This is a genomic window from Pseudoalteromonas sp. 23_GOM-1509m, assembly GCF_000518425.1.
Taxonomy (GTDB): Bacteria; Pseudomonadota; Gammaproteobacteria; order Enterobacterales; family Alteromonadaceae; genus Pseudoalteromonas; species Pseudoalteromonas tetraodonis.
The window spans coordinates 264,541-284,465 of sequence record NZ_JADO01000009.1; the positions used below are offsets into that span (position 1 = coordinate 264,541).

Genomic DNA, 19,925 nt, shown 5'->3' on the forward strand with positions numbered 1-19,925 from the left:
TACCCTGAACTAGTTTACTAAATCACTTTGTCCTACTTTGAGCATCAGCTCAGCAGTCCGGTTGGCATAACCCCATTCATTGTCATACCAAGCATAGAGTTTAAGTTGAGTATGGTTTATAACCATTGTCGAAAGCGCATCTATAATTGTGCTACGAGGGTCTGTTTTGTAATCAATAGATACCAATGGCTTTTCTTCATAGCCTAAAATGCCTTTTAGCTCGTTATTAGCCGCTTGCTTAAACCATCCATTCACTTCTTGTTCGGTTACACCACGCTCTAGTTCAAACACGCAATCAGTAATTGATGCATTGGTTAGGGGGACTCGAACCGCATGGCCGTTTAATTTTCCTTTGAGCTCAGGGAATATCTGCGTAATAGCCGTTGCACTGCCGGTAGTGGTAGGAATTAAACTTGTTCCGCATGAGCGCGCGCGACGTAAATCTTTATGAGGTGCATCTATAATGGTTTGGGTGTTGGTAATGTCATGAATCGTTGTTATGGATCCATGCTTAATCCCTACTTTTTCTTGCAATACTTTTACCACAGGCGCTAAACAATTTGTTGTGCATGAAGCCGCGGTAACAATTTTATGTAACTGCGGATTATAAAGATGATCGTTCACCCCTATTACCACATTTAAAACACTTTCTTCTTTAACTGGGGCAGTAACAACCACACGCTTTACACCTTGCGCTAAATAAGCGTTAAGTAATTCTGTTGTTTTCATTTTACCGCTGGCTTCAATCACCACATCACATTGTGACCAGTCAGTCTCTGCAATCGATTTATTATTTGTTACTTTAACCGTATGCTTTGCTACAGAAAAACTATTATCATCGGCTTGCACCTCATATTTTAGGCGCCCGTGAACCGAGTCAAATTCTAATAAATGGGCATGTGTTTTCGCATCAGCAGCCACATCATTAACATGTACAAATTCAACCTCAGGCCAATCAATTGCCGCTCGTAAGGTTAAACGTCCGATTCGTCCAAAACCATTTATGCCTACTTTAATCGTCATTATAAAATTCCTTTAGTTAGTCACAGCATTTTAAAATTCGCTCAGGACGCTTGCCCATCACATTTAAACGCTGTAATTGATGCTCATAAAATGTAGGGGTGGCATGTAATGTTTTTGTAATTACATCTTTCGCCCAATCAGGTAGTGATTTATTTAAGCTATAGAACACCCATTGATTTTGCTTACGATCAGCAAGCAAACCGCATTGACGTAATACAGCTAAATGCCGTGAAATTTTAGGCTGGCTTACATCAAGTGCCGCCACTAATTCACATACACATAACTCATCTTCATGCGCAATAAGCAGTATTGTCTTTAAGCGGGTGTCGTCAGCGATACATTTAAAAAAATGCAGAGGATTTAGTTGATTCATACAGTGTAGTCTTGTTTTGCATACAACAACAATATATGAAAAGAAAGACATATGGAATAGTGAATATATGAAATTTCATATATTCAGGTAAAGTTATCTATTTTCCGCGTCAACTCAAGTTTGGCTTTTAGAGGTGTGCCCAATAAAAAACACGCAATGATCACTCATGGCGTGTTTTTATAAACAATATAAAGAGGTTAATTAAATAACCGACAGCTCTACTTCAATATTGCCACGAGTTGCATTTGAATATGGACATACTTGATGTGCTTTCTCTACCAAGGCTTGTGCCGCTGCTTTGTCCATATCACCTAGTGATACAGCCAATTTTACAGCAATACCAAAACCGGCATCAATCGCACCAATAGACACTTCAGAGTTAATGTAAGTATCACTTGGTAACGCAATTTTTTCGCTACCCGCTACAAACTTAAGTGCACCAATAAAACAGGCAGCATAACCTGCTGCAAATAATTGCTCTGGATTAGTGCCTTGTCCATCGTCACCACCTAACCCTTTAGGTGTTGATAAGTTAACATTTAAACGACCATCATCCGATTTAGCAACGCCTTCACGTCCGCCTGTTGCCGTTGCTTTTGCTGTATAAGCTACATTTTGTAATACATTCATAGTGAACTCCTAAGATTAAAATTTCTAAGTTAATTACTTTGCATGCAAAATAATAGATCAACTAAATTTCGATTGCAAATACTTTGCATGCAAACTAAAATACTCTGTATTGAAATGAAGGATAAAGCGATGTCGTTTGAACAGTTAAAATTAAAAAATCAGTTATGCCATCGTTTATATATGGCGTCCAACAGCATAGCCCGTGCCTATCGAGAACCTCTAGCTGAGCTTAACCTTACCTATCCTCAGTATGTTGTTATGATGGCGCTGTGGGAACAAGATGAAGTAACCATCGCTGAGCTAATAGATAAAACCGCAATTGATGGTGGCGCGCTTACTCAAATATTAAAAAAAATGACCGACAAGTCATTACTTAACGTTATAAAAGACGAACACGATAAGCGTAAGCGTTTGGTGCAACTGACTCACACGGGCCACTCTTTAAAACTTGAAGCTGCCGACATCCCAAAAAGGATTTTTTGCAAATTTGACAGTATCGACACAACCCAAGCACAACAATTAATGCAGTTACTCGACTTAGTGGTCAATGATCTGACCGACTAAAAACCCAGCTTTACCCAGCTATAACTTAACAAACAAGGCGTTAATTAATGACTCATTTAAAAAAACGACTTATTGCTATTACTTACAGCATTACATTACTGGTAAGTAATGGAGCACTTGCCAATAATAGTGAATTAACCACTGTTGCGACATTTGATGCACAACACCCGCCTGGCAACATAGCCATTACGCCATCTGGCCGTAAGTTTTTATCTATACATGGTTTTTATGGGCAAAATCAAAAAATCATGGAGCTATCAAGTGATGGCACCACTAAACCCTACCCTAATGAGCAATGGGCTTACGCATACAACAAAGGTAAGGGCTTTTACGGGGTACTCGGTGTTAATGTATCAAGCGACGGCATACTATGGATGCTTGATACCTCAGGGCCCGATCATGCGGGGCGATTAGTTGGTTGGGATACCAACCAAGAGCAACTGCATAAAATTATTTACCTAGCCAAACCAACAATTACCGATACCTCGTTTTTAAACGATTTAGTTATCGATAATAAACACGGCGTTATTTACATTGCCGATACAGCACAAGGCACTCAGGCTGCAATTATTATAGTAAACCTAAAAACCGGTGAAGCGCGAAGAGTATTACAAGATAGCCAATACACCACCGCCGAAAATATTGATATGGTTATTAATGGCCGAACAATGCGCCTGGGCGGACAACCTGCGCGTTTAGGTGTTAACCCAATTACGCTTGATCCTAACGAAGACTGGCTTTACTTTGGGTCAATGTCGGGGACTTCGGTTTATCGTATTGCCACCAGCGCAATTAACAACGAGCAGCTTTCAGCAAAAGCGCTAGAAGCCAAAGTAATGCGCTACGGCACTAAACCCATTTCCGACGGCATTACGGTGGATGGGGGCGGTAACGTCTATGTGACCGATATAACCAATGGTGCAATTGGCGTCGTAAAACCAAATGGCGACTATGAAGTGTTATTTAAAGATGATCGCCTAAGCTGGCCAGATGGCTTTAGTTATGGTGCAGATCATAAAATATATTTTACAGTAAACGATTTGCACAACTCGCCGGTGTTAAGCAATGATAAAACTCAAAACCCTAATAAGTTTAAAGTGATGTCGTTTACGCCCCTTGTAAAAGGTAAAGTAGGTCGTTAATAACCTAACGCAATTACCCTAGCCCTGTCATGTAATGCAGGGCTTTATAACATCACACCAAAAAAGTGCATATTTTATAATTACTCCCCCAATTTGGTGCCTCAACCAAACTAGGTATTAAAGAAATAATAGTAAATATCTGATTTATATTCATAAAATATTCAATAAACAATTGGCATACTTCTTCCTTATATTTAATTGTCATTAGTTACACCAAGGAAAAAAATTATGTCTAATTTATACAACACTCTTTATTTTTTATGGCGCTTAGATATCACTGTGTGGCAAGTTAATGAGCCAACAAATACGCATACCACCAGTGAGAAAGAGCGTATCTACTCGCGTTAAAACTATTTTTGAACAGACTTTGCAAGCTAAGTCATAGCGTTGTATTGTAAAAGACTATTTAATTGGTTAGTGGAACGTGTATGCATGCTTTAGAAGTTAATTTTGACGGCTTAGTCGGCCCTACTCACAACTACGCAGGTTTGTCGTATGGAAATGTTGCCTCGTTAAACAACGCGGCGAGCTTTTCAAATCCGCAAGAAGCAGTATTGCAGGGCTTGGCTAAAATGAAAGCCATGCACGATAAAGGCTTAACCCAAGGGGTATTTGCGCCTCATGCTCGCCCAGATTTAAATGTATTGCGGCGTTTAGGGTTTACTGGCAACGATGCACAAGTCATTAATAAAGCCTTTAAAGCCGATCCTATTTTATTGCGCGCTTGTTACTCTGCCTCAGCCATGTGGACCGCTAATGCAGCCACCGTATCGCCTTCACCTGATACTAACGACGGCAAAGTACACTTCACTGCGGCTAATCTAAATAATAAATTTCATCGCTCTTTAGAGCCAAACACCACTACACGTTTGCTCAAAGCAATGTTTAATAACGAACAATACTTTGCACACCATTCACATTTGCCTGAGCAAGGTTTTTTTGGTGATGAAGGCGCAGCAAACCATACTCGCCTGTGCGACAGCCATGGTGAAACCGGGCTAGAATTATTTGTATTTGGTGCAAGTGCCTTCAACAGTCAGCTTGTTAAACCCGTTAAGTTCCCTGCAAGGCAAACTTTGGAAGCGTCTGAAGCCATTTGTCGATTGCACAATATAAAAGATACCAGCCAAATACTATTACAACAAAACCCTGATGTAATTGACCAAGGGGTGTTCCATAATGATGTAATCGCGGTGGGTAACGCTAATGTTTTATTATGCCATCAGCAGGCGTTTTTAAATCAAACGCAAGCATTAGACGATATCCGCGAAGCCTATGTAGGTAACAAACAGCTTTATATTATTGAAGTGCCAACCAGCAAAGTGAGTATTCAAGATGCCGTTAGTAGCTATTTATTTAATAGCCAACTGGTTAGCCTTAGTGACGATAAAATGTTGCTCGTTGCCCCACAAGAATGCCAGCGTAATCCTGCTGTAAAAGCGTATATTGAAGAAATGATTATTGACGATAACCCCATAAATCAAGTGCAGTTTTTTGATTTACGCCAAAGCATGCAAAATGGCGGCGGACCTGCTTGTTTGCGTTTACGCGTGGCGCTTAATAGCCAAGAATTAGCAGCGGTAAATCCTGAGGTTATTTTAGATGAGCAAAAGTACACCCAATTATGTGATTGGGCTACGCGCCATTACCGCGATAAACTCGGTGCTAACGATTTTGCCGATCCAGCGTTATTAACCGAAAGTTATCAAGCGCTTGATGAGTTAACCCAGTTACTTAGCCTAGGATCGGTATACCCATTTCAACTAGAAGCTTAATTGCTTTCGGCTACTAGGGTTTGCAAGCTTACTGCAAACCCTACATCCTTAATGTCCTAATAAAATTGATTCAATGTAGGTTAAGTTTTTGTATCTATACTTGGTGATACTTTAAAGTATTTGGAAACCTAACATGAACTTAAAATCAACATTACTCAGTAGCGCCGTCTTATTAGCATTAACGGCTTGTGGTTCATCAAATGATGACTCCCCTATTACTCCTACCGATCCGCAAAAATCAACGTTCAGTTTAGGAATTTCAGATGCGCCAGTAACCGGCTTAAAAGCGGTTAATGTAGTTTTTGACTCTATCACCCTTCGTTCACAAGGTGGCGAAGATTTTAGCTTCGAAACCCGTGAAGCCAGCGATTCAACCAAAGCTGAAATGGTTAACTTATTAGAGTACACCGGCGATGATGTTTTTGGCTTACTAGAAGGCGAAGACGTACCTGCAGGTGAATACTCATGGATACGTGCCGACGTGATAAATGGTGATATAAACAACCTAACTGAAACTTCGCATGTCGTTTATGAAGATGACAGCACTGCACCGTTAATTGTAAATAGAAAAGGCAATGACGGAATAGGCGAAATTCAACTTGATGGTTTTACCCTTAATCAAACAGACAATACTTTTGTACTTGAGTTTGATCTTAAGAAATCACTAGTTGCGCCACAAAATGGGGACGAAATAGTATTAAAGCCGCGCGGAGTACGTCTTGAAAACCTCGCGGAATCACAAGATATTAGAGGCACAACTAGCGAATCGCTGTTCGCCAATTGTGAAACCGATAATATAGATGTTGCCGCAGAAGATGGCTCATTTGGTCATGCTGTTTATTTGTATAACAGTGATGTAGAAGTACCCCGTGATAATTACGAAGTAAACGAAGATGAAACCCCTGTAGACGCGCCATTGGCTACTGCAAACGTGGAACTAAACGCACAAACTAGCCAATATGAATTTGAACTGGCATTTATTACACCTGGCGATTATCAGCTTGGTTATACCTGTAACGCACATATTGATGATGCCGAACTACAAGATGAAGCGTTTACCCTATATCAAGTTAAGCCGGTAGCGGTTATAGCCGGTGAAGATACCGAAGTGACATTTGATATTGCTCAGTAATCATCAACTTTATAAATTCTAGCCCGCACCTGCGGGCTTTTTGTTTTGGAGGAACTATGACACAGAAAGTAATTTTAATTACCGGCGCATCGAGCGGCATTGGCGAGGCAACCGCTAAAACATTAGTTAATAATGGCCACAAAGTGATCTTAACCGCACGCAGCAAAGATAAACTCAATAAACTAGTTGACGAGTTAGGCCATGAAAATGCATTTAGCGTTTCAGCCGATGCCACTGCATTTAATGAACTTGAGAATGTAGTGAGTAAAGGCGTTGAAAAATTTGGTCGATTAGACGCGGCATTTGCTAACGCAGGCATGGGTGTGTCATCACCTGGTACAGAGAATGGCGATCCTCAAGAGTGGTCAGCTATGGTTGACCTTAATATTAAAGCATTGCTGTGGACCGCTAAACTCACTTTGCCTCATTTACGTGAAAACCAAGGGCATTTCATTTTAACCAGCTCTGCAGCAGGACGAAGACCCATTGATGGCTCTATTTATGGTGCGACTAAATGGTTTGCCCATGGCTTTGGTCAAAACCTCGCAGAAGAAATGAAACCTTGGCATGGCCGATGTACAACCATAGCCCCAGGCATGGTGAATACACCATTTTTTGATGAAGCAAAACCAGATAAGCTCGACCCTCAAGACGTGGCCGATGCAGTTTTGTTTGCCATTGAAGCTAATCAGCGTAATAGCGTACGCGAAATCTATTTAATGCCCACCAACTAATAATAAAATATAAAGGCCAATGTTTATTGGCCTTTACTATAAAAGTGCTTACCTATGCTTTATTCAAATCACTATCTATTCAATCAATAAAAAATCACTTATTGAAACGCCGCTTACCATGCTAAATCACAACTTTATGTCTATTATATAAAGAAAGTAATTCAATAACTGGAACCCATTTAATGGCTCCCAATAAAACTAATAATATGCCAGCTCATCAATATGTTACTAATGACCCGTTGCATCAGCTTTTTGATGCTGTCGATTCTATTTCAGTACAAGGTTACGATGAGCAAAGACGTGTTATTTATTGGAATAAAGGCAGCGAATTACTTTATGGGTATACACACCAAGAAGCCATTGGCAAAAAACTCGAAGATTTAATTATACCCGCGCCAATGCGAGAGCCCGTTATTAAAGCGCATAGTAATTGGATTAAGTATGATATTGAAATTCCCGCATCAGAACTCATACTCAGCCATAAAAATGGCAATGATGTAGCCGTATTTTCAAGCCATGTTATGTTTACCAATCAGTACAATACCAAACAAATGTACTGTATTGATATTGATCTGTCTGAGGTTCACAAAGCACAAGCAGAAGCCGTATTTAATGCCACCATGCTCAAAACTTTATTTGAGGCAATTCCTGATTTATTTTTTGTACTAGAGCAAAATGGCACTATTACTGACTACCATGCAAATAATGAAAACGATTTATATATTTCACCTAACCAGTTTATTGGTAAAAAAATGGTGGATGTATTACCTGAAAAAGTAGCGCAAAAGTTTCAGGTTCATATAGAAAAAACGATAGCACAAGACAGTATGGTCAGTTTTGAATACGAATTAAGCATGCCTGAAGGCGTAATTTTTTACGAAGCGAGGTTACGCTTACTGCCCAAAAAAAACCAAATTATGGTGATTATTCGTGATATTAGCGAACCACACCGCTCCGCTGAACTAATTCGCCATCAGGCCCACTTTGATAGTTTAACCGATTTACCTAATCGCTTTTTATCCCTAGACCGCTTATCACAAATATTACTGGAAGTACAAAAGAGCCACGAAAAAGCCGCGGTGTTCTTTTTAGATCTTGATGACTTTAAAAAAGTGAATGACTCTTTAGGCCATGAAGTGGGCGATGAACTATTAATTGCGGCAGCAGCAAGATTACAGCAAACACTAAAAAAAAGTGACACTATAGGCCGATTAGGCGGCGATGAGTTTATTGTTTTAATATCCAATTTAAATGATGAAAACGATGCTTTAGCGATTGCTGAGCGGTTACTTCAAGCATTTAGGAAACCCTTTAAACTTGTAGGTAGAGACTTAATACTGACATTAAGTATTGGGATTGCTATTTCCCCTAAGGATGGCACCTGCGCCTCGGTGTTGTTACGAAATGCCGACACCGCTATGTACCAAGCAAAAACCATGGGGCGAAACACGTCCTCTTTTTTCACCCCACAAATGAACGTCGCCATGCGCCGCCGCTTTGAAATAGAAGAGCAAATGCATGGTGCACTGGAGCGTAATGAATTTGAGCTTTATTACCAACCACAAATAGATGTAAAAACAAACACCATCGTTGGCGCTGAAGCCTTGCTTCGTTGGCATAATATAGTGTTAGGGGAAATCACACCAGATGAGTTTATCCCAATTGCAGAGCAAACCGGCTTAATTACGCCTATTGGTGTATTTGTTCTTCAACAAGCCTTACGCTTTTTAAATGAATGGCAATCAATTAACAAGCAAAACTATACCATGGCGATTAATTTATCACCGCGCCAATTCAGAGACCCTGAACTGGTCAATATAATTAAACACACTCTGCATAAAAATAGTATTAATAATGAATGTTTAGAGCTGGAAATTACCGAAGGGGTGCTGATGAATAGCCAAGCGTCAATTCATGATGCCTTATTGCAAATTGATGAGCTGGGCATAAAACTGTCAATGGACGACTTTGGCACAGGGTATTCATCATTAAGTTACTTACGAGAATACCCTTTTGATGTGCTAAAAATTGACCGCAGCTTTATTACTGGCATAACAGATAACAAGGCAGACTGTAATTTAGTGAAAGCGGCCATAGCTATGTCACACAGCCTAGAAATAAAAGTAGTGGCTGAGGGGGTAGAAACCAAAGAGCAGCTAGATTTACTCAACGAGCTAAACTGCGATATTGCTCAAGGATTTTATTTAAGTAAGCCCTTGCCGGCCGCCAAGCTGCTCAATTTTTCATTGCGTTACTTAAAAGCACTTTAGTTAAAAAGTGCTTTTATAGTTATGTTTTAGCTCATGATTTTAAAGAGTAAATCGCGCACAGTAGCGGGTTCAAACGGTTTGTCACATATTGCGTCCACACCCGCTTGAGCAATATTAGCTAAATGGGTATCGTTAGCTTCTGAGCTCACCATCAAGATTGGAATATGCGAGTACGCATTCGATTGCCTTACCGTTTCAGTTAATTCTTTACCATCCATTTCTGGCATATTGTAGTCAGTAACAATTAAATCAAATGATTGGCTGTTTAACATTTCAATTGCTTGTTTACCGTCTTCGGCCTCTACCGGTGCTGGAATTCCCATCCCCGCTAGCACTCGTATTATGTGTTTTCGTGCAAAACGGCTGTCATCAACTACAAGCACTCTAAGAAGCGTCACATCAAAGTGCTCTAGTTCCACTTCTTGCTCGCTAATAATATCCAAAGTCGCTTTAAGCGCTCGGGTTATTTCGTCGGCACTAAACGGTTTAGGTAAAATCGCTAATACCCCCGATTGCCTAAGTTGCTCTAAATGGCGCTTATTACGCTCGCTCGATACCAACATAAATGCCTGTTGCTCGGTATTACTATTACTGCGTATTGCCTGTAATAAAGAATCAGCTGTGCCATCACTTAAGTACATGCTGCTAATGACTAAATCAGGGTGATAATTTGATAAAGCAGCCAGCGCGTTTTCTTGAGTGCTGGCCGTTTCAATTTGTGTAACACCGCACTGAGCCAGTGATTTTTTTATTAGCTTTTGTTGAACTTCAGAAGGCTCAACTAATAAAATAGATAAGTTGGCTATTGCCGTTAAATCACTCATTTCAATCCTGTTAATATTAATTCTATAATTTTTATAACGCTCATTATAAAGTAATAACTTACAAGAAAAAGCTAAAACAGCAACAAAACAGCTTGTTTACCCAAACTCAACACACTCAGCTTAAAAACGGTAGTTTATGCCCGCATAATAACGTCTTCCCGAATAGCTTGAGTTTAATAACCGAGACTCAGTGTCATTACCTAGGCGCTTTACCGACTCAGATTTAGTTAAATTAATAACTGCAGCGGTCAAGCTCAAATTCTCTAATAAATTAATCGAAGCATTTACATCAACTTGCTCGTATGGGTCTTGGTATACATTTAAGCCGCTGTTTAAACCCAACACGGTTTCACCGCGTTTATTATAAGAAGCTCGAATATTAAAGGCATCTCCTTCATAATATATCGAGGTATTGTATTGATACTTTGCACTGCCTATTAGTGGCGATTTACCAAACTCTTTACCATTCACTTCTACATCGGCTTTATTGGTTTTGTTATAAGTGTAGTTTGCATAAAAACCAAAACCACTATCAAAGGCATGCTGTATAAATACTTCCGCCCCTTTAGATACGGCATCAGTGCCATTACCTACTGTGCTATATGGCGATATAGTAATATTTCCTGCCTCAACAATGCCCTCTTTACCAGCAAAATCTTGTTGTACATCAATGACTAAGGGTACAACAAAATTATCAACAGTTTTATGAAACAGCGCTAAACCAATGGCAGAGCCTTCGCTGTAGTAATATTCAATAGATAAATCAGCTTGCACCGACTCAAATGGCTTTAAGTTTTTATTACCGCCACTGCCACTAAAACCCGGAATTTCATTAAACTCAGCTCTATCGTCTGCCCACTCATCTGAGACAAACGTGATGCGTTGTTGTGCGCCTAAATCGGCATAATCAGGGCGAGACATCACTTTAGCAACCGCGCCTCGCACCACTACATCATCACTTATATCCCACGCAATATTAAAGCTAGGAAGAATTTGAGTATCGGTACTCTCTTGAGTAATAAGTTGATAGTCTTCAACAAATCGATCATCTCCCGTTACCGGCTCGCCGCTGTCATCATCAGTATGATCTAATAAATAAGTATATAGGTCGGTTGATGATGTCATGGTTTTCGTGCGAACAACACGTACCCCTAAATTACCGCGCACGCTATTAAACTCAAAGTCACCTTGCAGATAAAACGCCGCTATTTGCTCTTCAATATCATAAATAAAGTTATCTTCTTTGCGTGTATACGGCACATAATGACTGGTCACAATGTCACGATATTTTTGCCAATCAATACCGGGCATTTGGTTTATATTAAAACCACCAGCAATGTTACCTTCGTTAATAAACACGTCTTGTGCTAGTGGCATACCGTTGTTCCACTGATAACTGTCAAAACGTGTGATCCCCCCCTCGCTGGCTTCTCCTGCAGCAATATCAAAATTAGGATCTAAAAAGAAGGTATTACCGGTTTCGCGATGCAACGTAGCTTCTCGGTACTTTACGCCGGTTTTAATTGTTCTTAAAATTCCCCAATCGGTATAAATATCAAAGTCAGCTTGGTAGTAATCTTCTTCGAGTTCACTGCGCACAAAGCTTGAATTTGACGAGCCTGGATCGCGCCCACCGCCCAAACTATTTAATAAGTTAGCTAGCGTATTAGGGTCTATATTTAAACTAATATCGTTTTCATTAATTTGCCAACCCGCTGTTTGCGATGCATTTTCTATACGGCTTTCATTTTCACCGGCGTTTGAACTTTTATACGCCGCTTCCCAACTCTCCTTTGGCCCGCCTTCAGAGCGCGTATTGCCCGCCACAAAACGGGCTTTAAAATAATCGCCTTCATAGGTTAAATTAAAATCAAAGGTGTCTGAGGTCGACTCTTCACGCACATAACGGCCTCGCATCCACGGCAATTGCATATCATTCTCTGCGCCACTCGCAGCTGCATCAAATTGCATCCCATTGATAATAGTGCCCGACTCATCCAAACTTACATCGGTTAAAAAGTCAGGATTTAAAGACCATTCAGGTATATCAATCACCGACTCAGTTCTATTTTTATCAAGTGAAAATCCAAAATAGTTAAAGCCAATTTCAACACGGCTTGTTGGGCGCCACTGCGTGCTAAATTGCACCCCTTCTCGCTCACGTAATTCGTTTACAATTGAGCCACGAACCACTTGAGGAAACCAAACATCGTTATAATTATTACCCTGAGCATCACTTATTGAGTCCCACTGATTATTGTTTTCAACCAGCTCGCCATTGGTATCTACCGGGTTATCACCGGCAAAGCGCCATACGTTTGCATCTGTGCCTCCTGAGAGAGTTCGGTTAGTGCGTTTTTGTGAGGTATAACCAAGCAACACCCCAAAGGTATCAGCCTCATTCTTCCAAGAATAAAGCGCAGTTAACTGCGGCTCAGACTCTTCAGTCACATCGGCATAGGTGCTTTCAATGTTAATTACCCCAGAGTTTGCCTCCATGCTCAGCGGTTTGCGGCTATGCATTAATACTGTACCGCCAACGCCCCCCTCATCTAAACGCGCTTCTGGCGATTTATACACTTCCACGCTTTCAATCATGGCTGAGGGCAGTAATGCATAATCAAATGAGCGAGACGGCTCACCTGGTGATGACGCAATAAAATTACCATTTAGCTGAGAAAAGGTTAGCTCAGATGATAACCCCCTAATACTTACCGATGAGCCTTCGCCTCCGTCACGGTCAATCACCACGCCAGGTACGCGTTGTAATGAATCAGCGACATTTTTATCAGGAAACTTACCAATATCTTCTGCTGTTATGGCATCAACCACAGAGCTCGATAAACGCTTTATATCTAAATTAGCCGCCATACTGGAACGAATACCACGCACCTCAATGACTTCCATATCTTTGCTTTTTAATGTTTTATCTTCTGCTTCATCAGCATATGCATGATTGATAACAGATAGAATAGACACGCATAGCGTTGATTTAATAAAAAGTGGAAGAGAGTGATGTGCAGCGTGGGTTATCCGATGAGCGGTCATAGTTTTAACAGTTCCATTTAAAATACAGTTAATACTTAAAGATGAGCGTACCGGCTAAAGCTGATACGAAAAAAGTAGCTGTATTTTACACAACCAAACTTAATAGTTTGTTAATGCAAACTGATAAGTAACTGAATAACTTATCAAAAAATAGTCAACTCGAATAAAGGTAGGAAGTTAAGCAGCAAAATTGCTATTTAGCTGCTTATTAAAAGAGCATAAAAAAGGAATGACGCGATTAAAAAGCAATACACCGTTATTTTTTATCACTAATAGCCTGAATATAATAGCCTAGACTCGCATGAGAAAGTTCTCCCATATGACTGGTAACTAACTCACCTTGGCTATTATAAAACAAAGTGGTTGGTAAGCCCGCAGCACCTGATTCGCGACTCACATTACTACTTTGATCAAAAAACACATGATTTAGGTCGAGTTGCTGTTCATCAAGGAACGCTTTTACCGTGTGTAAGTCTTCGCCTTGATTGACAAATGCCACCGTGATATTCGGGTTATTTTTTTGAGCCGCTTGCAGTACCGGCATTTCTTTTCGACACGGCGGACACCACGACGCCCAAAAGTTAATAACCACCGGCTTACCTTTAAAGTTTTGTAAGTTAACTTGCTGCCCTTGAATATTATGCACAACAGACTGCGGTAACTGCACACCCGTTTGATAAATAGACAGCGCAAAGTTAGGAATGATCATTGAACAAAATCCAACAAACCCAGCTATAGCGTAGTTTTTCATTACCGCTTTTTTACCACGTGCATAAAACGCTAAAACCACTATACCGCTGAGCCAGCCATAATAACCAATAAAGCCGCCATCGCTAATATTAAAAAGCTGCCACCAGTTACCTTGATAGGCATCCCACATAGTAAACACAAACGCTAACCGCGAGACTAAAAAGCCCACCACAATTGCTTTAAAAACAGTGTCTAAAATCGCTTTTTGTAATGGATGTTGGCGTGTTAATAAATAGGTAAGCCCCCAAAAAACACCTAACCCTAAAAAAATGATCAACTGAGAAATGGAAATAACTAAAGGCCCAAGAGAAATACTTAACATTTTACGACTCGAATCAATACAATTAATCGGTATGTTACACAAAGGCACAATTAAACCAATCATAATTTCCTTTTTACCCCTAACTCATTGCAAATCCGGTTCTCATATTTAAATACAAATAAATTAATAAAATTAAGACGCTAGCAAAAAATGTAAATGGATGGTTGTAAAAAAACAATTTTAGCTTTGACAATATAAATCCCCGAGTGGTATGTTGGTATAACAGGTTGATGGTATACTTTAACTGCATCATTGTTGCGTTAAAGTATTTCAAGGTAATTCATTTATCTGATTAAAAATAAACATATAAAAAATATAAATATTACTTGGGGATATCATGATGAAATCAAAAACGTTTGCTAAGACACTACTGGCGATAAGTATTGCGTCTCTAACTACCGCTGCAGTTGCTGCTGATGAGCAGGACATCAAAGTAAATACAAAAGTTGAAAAAATAATTGTTACTGGTTCACACATTAGCAAAGGTGATTTTGAGTCCGCCTCACCCGTTAAAATTTTAGACGCAGATGACATCGAAGGCGTAGGTGCAGTCAATGTTGGGGATTTACTGGCTAAAATACCTTCAGTTGTTGGAGACACCACCTCAGCAAGCTCTAATATCAGTGAGCAAGACTCTGGTTTAAATACTGTCGCGTTGCGTAATCTAGGTTCATCACGGACACTGGTATTGGTTGACGGCAAGCGCTATGTATCTGGTATGTCAGTAGGGTCTGGCTATGGTGTAGACTTAAACACAATCCCCACAACCATGATCCAAAGTATTGAAGTACTTACTGGCGGCCAATCTGCCGCTTATGGCTCTGATGCCGTTGCCGGTGTCGTCAATATTATCCTCAAGAAAAATTTTGATGGCGTTGCATTTAAAGCACAGGCAGGACAAAGTAGCGAAGGTGATAAGAACACCACTGATATTGAGTTTTCTATTGGTAAAAACTTTGATGACGGCAATGCATGGTTATCTTTGGGCTACTCAGAAGACGATGGCTTAATGGCAAGTGATCGTGATTACTCTCGTGTACACAAAGATGCTGTAGATACTGATGGTGATGGTATTAGAGATACCTCTGCTTACGTTGGTTCATCGCATGTTTTTGGCGGCCGTATAGATAAATATAACGGTGATGGCAGCTTATTCACTCGTACTGACGATCCGGCCACCTCTGATGCGTTTAACTTTCATGATTATCGTTCAATGATAGCACCACTAACACGGCATTTTGTTGCCAGTGGTTTATCTCTTGATCTAAGTAATAAATCACGTATGAACTTCACTGCTAATTACGCTCGTGTAGATTCTCGTGCACGTTTTGAACCAATCCCTCTAGATACACGAAATGATATTTTTAAGCTCTCTAAAGGAGGCTCTACGGGTATAGATATCGCCAGCCATCCTTGGTTTGCTGGAACAGAACTTGGCAATAACTTACTTGCAGATGGTATAACAAATCTTGATGATGCAAGCTTAACGTTCAGACGTCTTTATGAGTTTGGTGATCGTGGCGCTGAAAATACTCGAAGCACATTTAGAGTTGCTGGTGAATATGAATACGATATATCTAATGATATTTATTTAACCGTCAGTGGCACCTATGGCGTTACTGATCAACAACAAACTAACCATGGTGATATAAACCTAGACCGTGCTCGCTTTGCCTTAAATGTAGAAGACGATGGCGCAGGTGGTTATCAATGTGCAGATGAAATTGCACGAATTAATGGCTGTGTTGTATTTAATCCATTTGCTCTAGATGGTATTTCAGCTGAAGCAGTCGAGTACTTAGCGGCTGACACTAACCTTGAGGGCAGTATAGAGCAAGTGGTTGTTACCGCGATTTTGGCCGGTACACTCGATTATGCAATTAGTGATAACGTTGACAACATCGGTTTTGCAGGTGGTGTTGAATATCGTGAAGAGAAAGGCCATGAAACTCCTGATCCATTACGCCAAGCTGGTATTGTACGTGGCGCGGCAATTGCCAAAACAAAAGGCTCTTTTGACGTTGTTGATGTGTTCGGTGAATTACATATTCCGTTACACGAAAAACTAAGTCTATCAGCAGCTGTCCGCTTTGGTGATTATTCATCGGTAGGCAGTACTACAAATTGGACATTAGGATTAGATGCGCCTATTTCAGATAGCATACGTTTACGTGGTGCTTTAGCAACAGCAGTACGTGCACCTAACGTAAGCGATTTATTCGCTGGCGGAACGGCCACCGCTGCACTAGTTACCGACCCTTGTGATGGTATTACTAATGCTGATAACGGGAATATTGCCAGTAACTGTCGCTCAGTAAATGCAATCCAAAACCGTATTGATAGCGACGGCGCATTCAATTTAACCCAAGTAGAACGTCAAAATACCTCAGGCTTATTAAGCGGCTCTACCGATGTTAAAGAAGAAAAAGCAGATACGTTCACAGCCGGTATCGTATTTACTCCAGAATCATTTCCTGGTCTGCAAATGTCGCTCGATTATTACGATATTGAAATAGATGATGCGATTGCAAAAACTGACCGTACCGTTATTTTAAATCGTTGCTACTCTGCAGATCCAAGTAACTTTGACGCTAATTGTGGTGGCTTGGTACGACGTGACGGACGATCAGGTGCAGCCCTTGAAGTAAACGCAGCCTCAGGCAATGAGAACTTAATTGAAACCAAAGGGCTTGATATTGATGTGTCATACATAACCGACTTAGGTGATGGTGACTTATACGTAGGTTTTGCTGCAAATTTTTTAGATACTTACAGTATTACAGGCCTTGAAACAGGTGACAAACAAGAACTGGCCGGTGAAGTATTATTTCCAGAGCTACGCTTTAATATAAATGCTTCATACACCATCAATGACTTCAATGTTTATTGGCAACTACGTTATTGGGATGAAGCTAAAGACCGTAACGACAATACAGTTCTCACTGAAGAGCTTAACTCTATTGACTCACAAGTTTATAACGATGTTCGCTTTAGTTATAACCTTACTAATCAAATTAACGCTTACTTTGGTATTACTAACCTATTTGACGAGCAACCTCCTCACTTAACCGCAGGTCATAAATATCAGCAGCAAGGTACGCTTACAAATGGCACCGCTTATGATTTAGTCGGCCGCGCTTATTATGCTGGGGTTAAGTTGAATTTTTAATTTTAACAGTAACTTAGCCAATAATTTGATATTTAACGTATCAATTTAAGAAGGGCTGAATTTTCAGCCCTTTTTCTCAACTTCAGCAAAAACCGAGAGCCCTCTCATGAGAACCACACTAATAGCCGAGCAACTGTTTGATGGTAAAACACTATATGAAAATCACCCTATCAGTATTGAGGATGGCAAAATCATTGCGTTTGATACCGTAAAAGGCGCCATTGAAAATAAAGTAAGTGGTTTATTAACTGCCGGATTTATTGATACACAAGTAAACGGTGGCGGCGGTTATTTACTTAATCAAGACACCAATTTACACACTTTAAAGGCAATGACTAACGCGCATGCTAAATTTGGTACCAGTAGCTTGCTCCCTACCTTAATTACCAGCGATGTTAATAAGATAGAGCAAACAGCAAACTTAATAAGCACTGCTTTAGCACAAAATACACCCGGCATTATTGGTGTTCACTTTGAAGGGCCGCATATTAGCGAGCCAAAAAAAGGCATTCACAGTAGTCAACAAATTCGCGGTATAAGCCAGCAAGAATTAGATATTTATTGTCGTGACGATTTAGGTATTAAAGTCGTTACTCTCGCACCTGAAAGTGTCGACTGTGAGACTATCAAAACCTTAGTTGCAAGCAATGTACACGTTTGCCTAGGGCACTCAAATGCAACGTTTGCACAAACACAAGCGGCATTAGCAGCCGGTGCTAGCGGCTTTACTCATTTATTTAACGCAATGTCTGCACTGGAGTCACGCGAGCCAAATATGGTTGGAGCAGCCTTGCTCGATGAGAAGAGCTGGTGTGGGCTTATTCTCGATGGTCATCATGTGCATCCAAGCACAGCCAAATTAGCCTATAAAGTTAAAGCTGCACATAAAATGATGTTGGTTACCGACTCAATGTCGACCATAGGTAGTGAACAAACACATCTTGAATTTGATGGTCATCAAATAAGCTTAACCGGCGATAAACTAACTAGCAATACCGGTCAATTAGCGGGCTCTGCATTAAATATGATCACTGCAGTAAATAACGCTGTAAAAATGCTAAATATCCCATTTATCGATGCGCTTAAGATGGCCAGTTTATACCCTGCCCAATTCTTAGGTATTGCCGATTGTTACGGGCAATTAGCTGTTGGTTCAAATGCCGATTTAACCCTACTTTCTTCAACACATTCGTCGCCACATGTTGTAAATACATGGATCAGCGGCAGAGCAATATTTTAAAATTTCAGAGGCTTACTATGAATAAATTAACAGGACTGATCGCCGCCCCTCATACCCCGTTTGATGAAAATGGAGATGTTAACTTACCGGTTATTGATCAATTAGCAGAATTAATTATTAAACAAGGCGTTAAAGGCGTTTACATTTGTGGCACTACTGGCGAAGGCCTTAATTGCTCTGTTGACGAACGTAAAGCAATTGCACAGCGTTGGGTAAGTGCAGCAAAAGGTAAATTAAGCATTACAGTTCATACCGGCGCACTCTCAATTGTAGATACGCTAGCACTGACCAAACACGCTGAAACACTAGATATTTTTGCGACATCAATTATTGCGCCTTGCTTCTTCAAACCTGGTTCTGTTGATGATTTAGTCAATTACTGCGCGAGCGTTGCAGCAGCAGCTCCTAGCAAAGCCTTTTATTATTATCACTCAGGCATGTCGGGCGTGATGTTTGATATGGAGCAGTTTTTAATCAAAGCCGACAAGGTTATTCCTAATCTTGCAGGGATTAAATTTAACCATGTTGATTTGTACGAATTTCAGCGCTGTAAACGCGCTTGCGATGGTAAATTCGATATTCCATTTGGTGTTGACGAGTTTTTACCCGGTGGGTTGGCTGTCGGCGCGATTGGTGCTGTAGGCAGTACCTATAATTATGCTGCACCACTTTACCTCGATATTATTGACGCTTTTAAACGCGGTGACCAAGAGACAGTCACTGCCCTGATGGATAAAGTAATTAGTATTATCCGCCCGCTAGTGCAATACGGCGGTGTTGCAGCTGGTAAAGCCGCTATGCAACTACATGGCATTGATGTGGGTAACCCTCGTCTACCAATACGCGCATTAAGCGAGCAAGAAAAACAAGATGTTGTGACCAAAATGAGCCACGCAGGTTTTATGGATCATCAACCGTCATAAAGACTT

At 40.5% G+C, this 19,925-nt stretch carries 15 protein-coding genes; 9 read left to right on the forward strand and 6 right to left on the reverse strand.

Features of this window, described 5'->3' with window-relative positions:
- Positions 1–9 precede the first annotated feature (9 nt).
- The 3 genes from N523_RS0103040 to N523_RS0103050 form a co-directional block, all read right to left on the reverse strand.
- On the reverse strand, positions 10–1,023 hold the full coding sequence (locus N523_RS0103040; RefSeq protein WP_013462949.1) for an ArsJ-associated glyceraldehyde-3-phosphate dehydrogenase: 1,014 nt from the start codon (positions 1,021–1,023) through the stop codon (positions 10–12).
- A gap of 16 nt (positions 1,024–1,039) precedes the next feature.
- The gene (locus N523_RS0103045; protein ID WP_013462948.1) at positions 1,040–1,396 is read right to left on the reverse strand and encodes a metalloregulator ArsR/SmtB family transcription factor; all 357 of its coding nucleotides are present in this window, start codon (positions 1,394–1,396) and stop codon (positions 1,040–1,042) included.
- A 201-nt stretch (positions 1,397–1,597) separates the two neighbouring features.
- Complete coding sequence (locus N523_RS0103050; protein WP_013462947.1) at positions 1,598–2,026, reverse strand: organic hydroperoxide resistance protein; 429 nt, start codon at positions 2,024–2,026, stop codon at positions 1,598–1,600.
- Between the two features lie 129 nt (positions 2,027–2,155).
- Here N523_RS0103050 and N523_RS0103055 point away from each other — a divergent pair, with 129 nt between their 5' ends.
- From N523_RS0103055 to N523_RS0103085, 6 genes are all read left to right on the forward strand, one after another.
- Positions 2,156–2,590, forward strand: coding sequence for a MarR family winged helix-turn-helix transcriptional regulator (locus N523_RS0103055; protein WP_024602753.1), 435 nt, complete (start codon positions 2,156–2,158; stop codon positions 2,588–2,590).
- Between the two features lie 47 nt (positions 2,591–2,637).
- Positions 2,638–3,732 (forward strand): L-dopachrome tautomerase-related protein, encoded by a 1,095-nt coding sequence (locus N523_RS0103060; RefSeq protein WP_028834247.1) that lies wholly within the window; start codon positions 2,638–2,640, stop codon positions 3,730–3,732.
- Between the two features lie 428 nt (positions 3,733–4,160).
- Positions 4,161–5,507, forward strand: coding sequence for an N-succinylarginine dihydrolase (astB, locus tag N523_RS0103070; protein WP_028834248.1), 1,347 nt, complete (start codon positions 4,161–4,163; stop codon positions 5,505–5,507).
- Positions 5,508–5,640: 133 nt separating this feature from the next.
- Positions 5,641–6,639, forward strand: a complete 999-nt coding sequence (locus N523_RS0103075) for a DUF4382 domain-containing protein (RefSeq protein ID WP_028834249.1) — start codon at positions 5,641–5,643, stop codon at positions 6,637–6,639.
- Between the two features lie 56 nt (positions 6,640–6,695).
- Positions 6,696–7,373 carry an SDR family oxidoreductase gene (locus tag N523_RS0103080; RefSeq protein WP_028834250.1) on the forward strand — a complete coding sequence of 226 codons (678 nt, stop codon included), beginning with the start codon at positions 6,696–6,698 and terminating at the stop codon, positions 7,371–7,373.
- A 182-nt stretch (positions 7,374–7,555) separates the two neighbouring features.
- Positions 7,556–9,643 carry a bifunctional diguanylate cyclase/phosphodiesterase gene (locus tag N523_RS0103085; RefSeq protein ID WP_028834251.1) on the forward strand — a complete coding sequence of 696 codons (2,088 nt, stop codon included), beginning with the start codon at positions 7,556–7,558 and terminating at the stop codon, positions 9,641–9,643.
- Positions 9,644–9,669: 26 nt separating this feature from the next.
- Here the strand turns inward: N523_RS0103085 and N523_RS0103090 are convergent, their stop codons facing one another.
- The 3 genes from N523_RS0103090 to N523_RS0103100 all read right to left on the reverse strand — a co-directional run bounded on the left by N523_RS0103090 (position 9,670) and on the right by N523_RS0103100 (position 14,650).
- Positions 9,670–10,467, reverse strand: coding sequence for a response regulator transcription factor (locus N523_RS0103090; protein ID WP_024602757.1), 798 nt, complete (start codon positions 10,465–10,467; stop codon positions 9,670–9,672).
- A gap of 120 nt (positions 10,468–10,587) precedes the next feature.
- A complete protein-coding gene (locus N523_RS0103095; protein WP_028834252.1) occupies positions 10,588–13,515 on the reverse strand; it encodes a TonB-dependent receptor in 2,928 nt (975 codons plus the stop codon).
- Positions 13,516–13,771: 256 nt separating this feature from the next.
- The gene (locus N523_RS0103100; protein WP_231485758.1) at positions 13,772–14,650 is read right to left on the reverse strand and encodes a TlpA disulfide reductase family protein; all 879 of its coding nucleotides are present in this window, start codon (positions 14,648–14,650) and stop codon (positions 13,772–13,774) included.
- Positions 14,651–14,924: 274 nt separating this feature from the next.
- Between N523_RS0103100 and N523_RS0103105 the strand changes: the two genes are divergently transcribed.
- The 3 genes from N523_RS0103105 (at position 14,925) to N523_RS0103115 (ending at position 19,919) form a co-directional block, all read left to right on the forward strand.
- Positions 14,925–17,756, forward strand: a complete 2,832-nt coding sequence (locus tag N523_RS0103105; RefSeq protein ID WP_036949709.1) for a TonB-dependent receptor plug domain-containing protein — start codon at positions 14,925–14,927, stop codon at positions 17,754–17,756.
- A gap of 106 nt (positions 17,757–17,862) precedes the next feature.
- Complete coding sequence (gene nagA, locus N523_RS0103110) at positions 17,863–18,996, forward strand: N-acetylglucosamine-6-phosphate deacetylase (RefSeq protein ID WP_028834255.1); 1,134 nt, start codon at positions 17,863–17,865, stop codon at positions 18,994–18,996.
- Positions 18,997–19,013: 17 nt separating this feature from the next.
- Positions 19,014–19,919: a dihydrodipicolinate synthase family protein gene (locus tag N523_RS0103115; protein WP_028834256.1), complete on the forward strand. Its 906-nt coding sequence runs from the start codon at positions 19,014–19,016 to the stop codon at positions 19,917–19,919.
- Positions 19,920–19,925: the final 6 nt, after the last annotated feature.

Bases quoted from the DNA above. Each gene is read 5' to 3' on its own strand.
- N523_RS0103040 (WP_013462949.1), bottom strand. From the start codon at position 1,023: ATGACGATTAAAGTAGGCATAAATGGTTTTGGACGAATCGGACGTTTA.
- N523_RS0103045 (WP_013462948.1), bottom strand. From the start codon at position 1,396: ATGAATCAACTAAATCCTCTGCATTTTTTTAAATGTATCGCTGACGAC.
- N523_RS0103050 (WP_013462947.1), bottom strand. From the start codon at position 2,026: ATGAATGTATTACAAAATGTAGCTTATACAGCAAAAGCAACGGCAACA.
- N523_RS0103055 (WP_024602753.1), top strand. From the start codon at position 2,156: ATGTCGTTTGAACAGTTAAAATTAAAAAATCAGTTATGCCATCGTTTA.
- N523_RS0103060 (WP_028834247.1), top strand. From the start codon at position 2,638: ATGACTCATTTAAAAAAACGACTTATTGCTATTACTTACAGCATTACA.
- astB (WP_028834248.1), top strand. From the start codon at position 4,161: ATGCATGCTTTAGAAGTTAATTTTGACGGCTTAGTCGGCCCTACTCAC.
- N523_RS0103075 (WP_028834249.1), top strand. From the start codon at position 5,641: ATGAACTTAAAATCAACATTACTCAGTAGCGCCGTCTTATTAGCATTA.
- N523_RS0103080 (WP_028834250.1), top strand. From the start codon at position 6,696: ATGACACAGAAAGTAATTTTAATTACCGGCGCATCGAGCGGCATTGGC.
- N523_RS0103085 (WP_028834251.1), top strand. From the start codon at position 7,556: ATGGCTCCCAATAAAACTAATAATATGCCAGCTCATCAATATGTTACT.
- N523_RS0103090 (WP_024602757.1), bottom strand. From the start codon at position 10,467: ATGAGTGATTTAACGGCAATAGCCAACTTATCTATTTTATTAGTTGAG.
- N523_RS0103095 (WP_028834252.1), bottom strand. From the start codon at position 13,515: ATGACCGCTCATCGGATAACCCACGCTGCACATCACTCTCTTCCACTT.
- N523_RS0103100 (WP_231485758.1), bottom strand. From the start codon at position 14,650: ATGATTGGTTTAATTGTGCCTTTGTGTAACATACCGATTAATTGTATT.
- N523_RS0103105 (WP_036949709.1), top strand. From the start codon at position 14,925: ATGATGAAATCAAAAACGTTTGCTAAGACACTACTGGCGATAAGTATT.
- nagA (WP_028834255.1), top strand. From the start codon at position 17,863: ATGAGAACCACACTAATAGCCGAGCAACTGTTTGATGGTAAAACACTA.
- N523_RS0103115 (WP_028834256.1), top strand. From the start codon at position 19,014: ATGAATAAATTAACAGGACTGATCGCCGCCCCTCATACCCCGTTTGAT.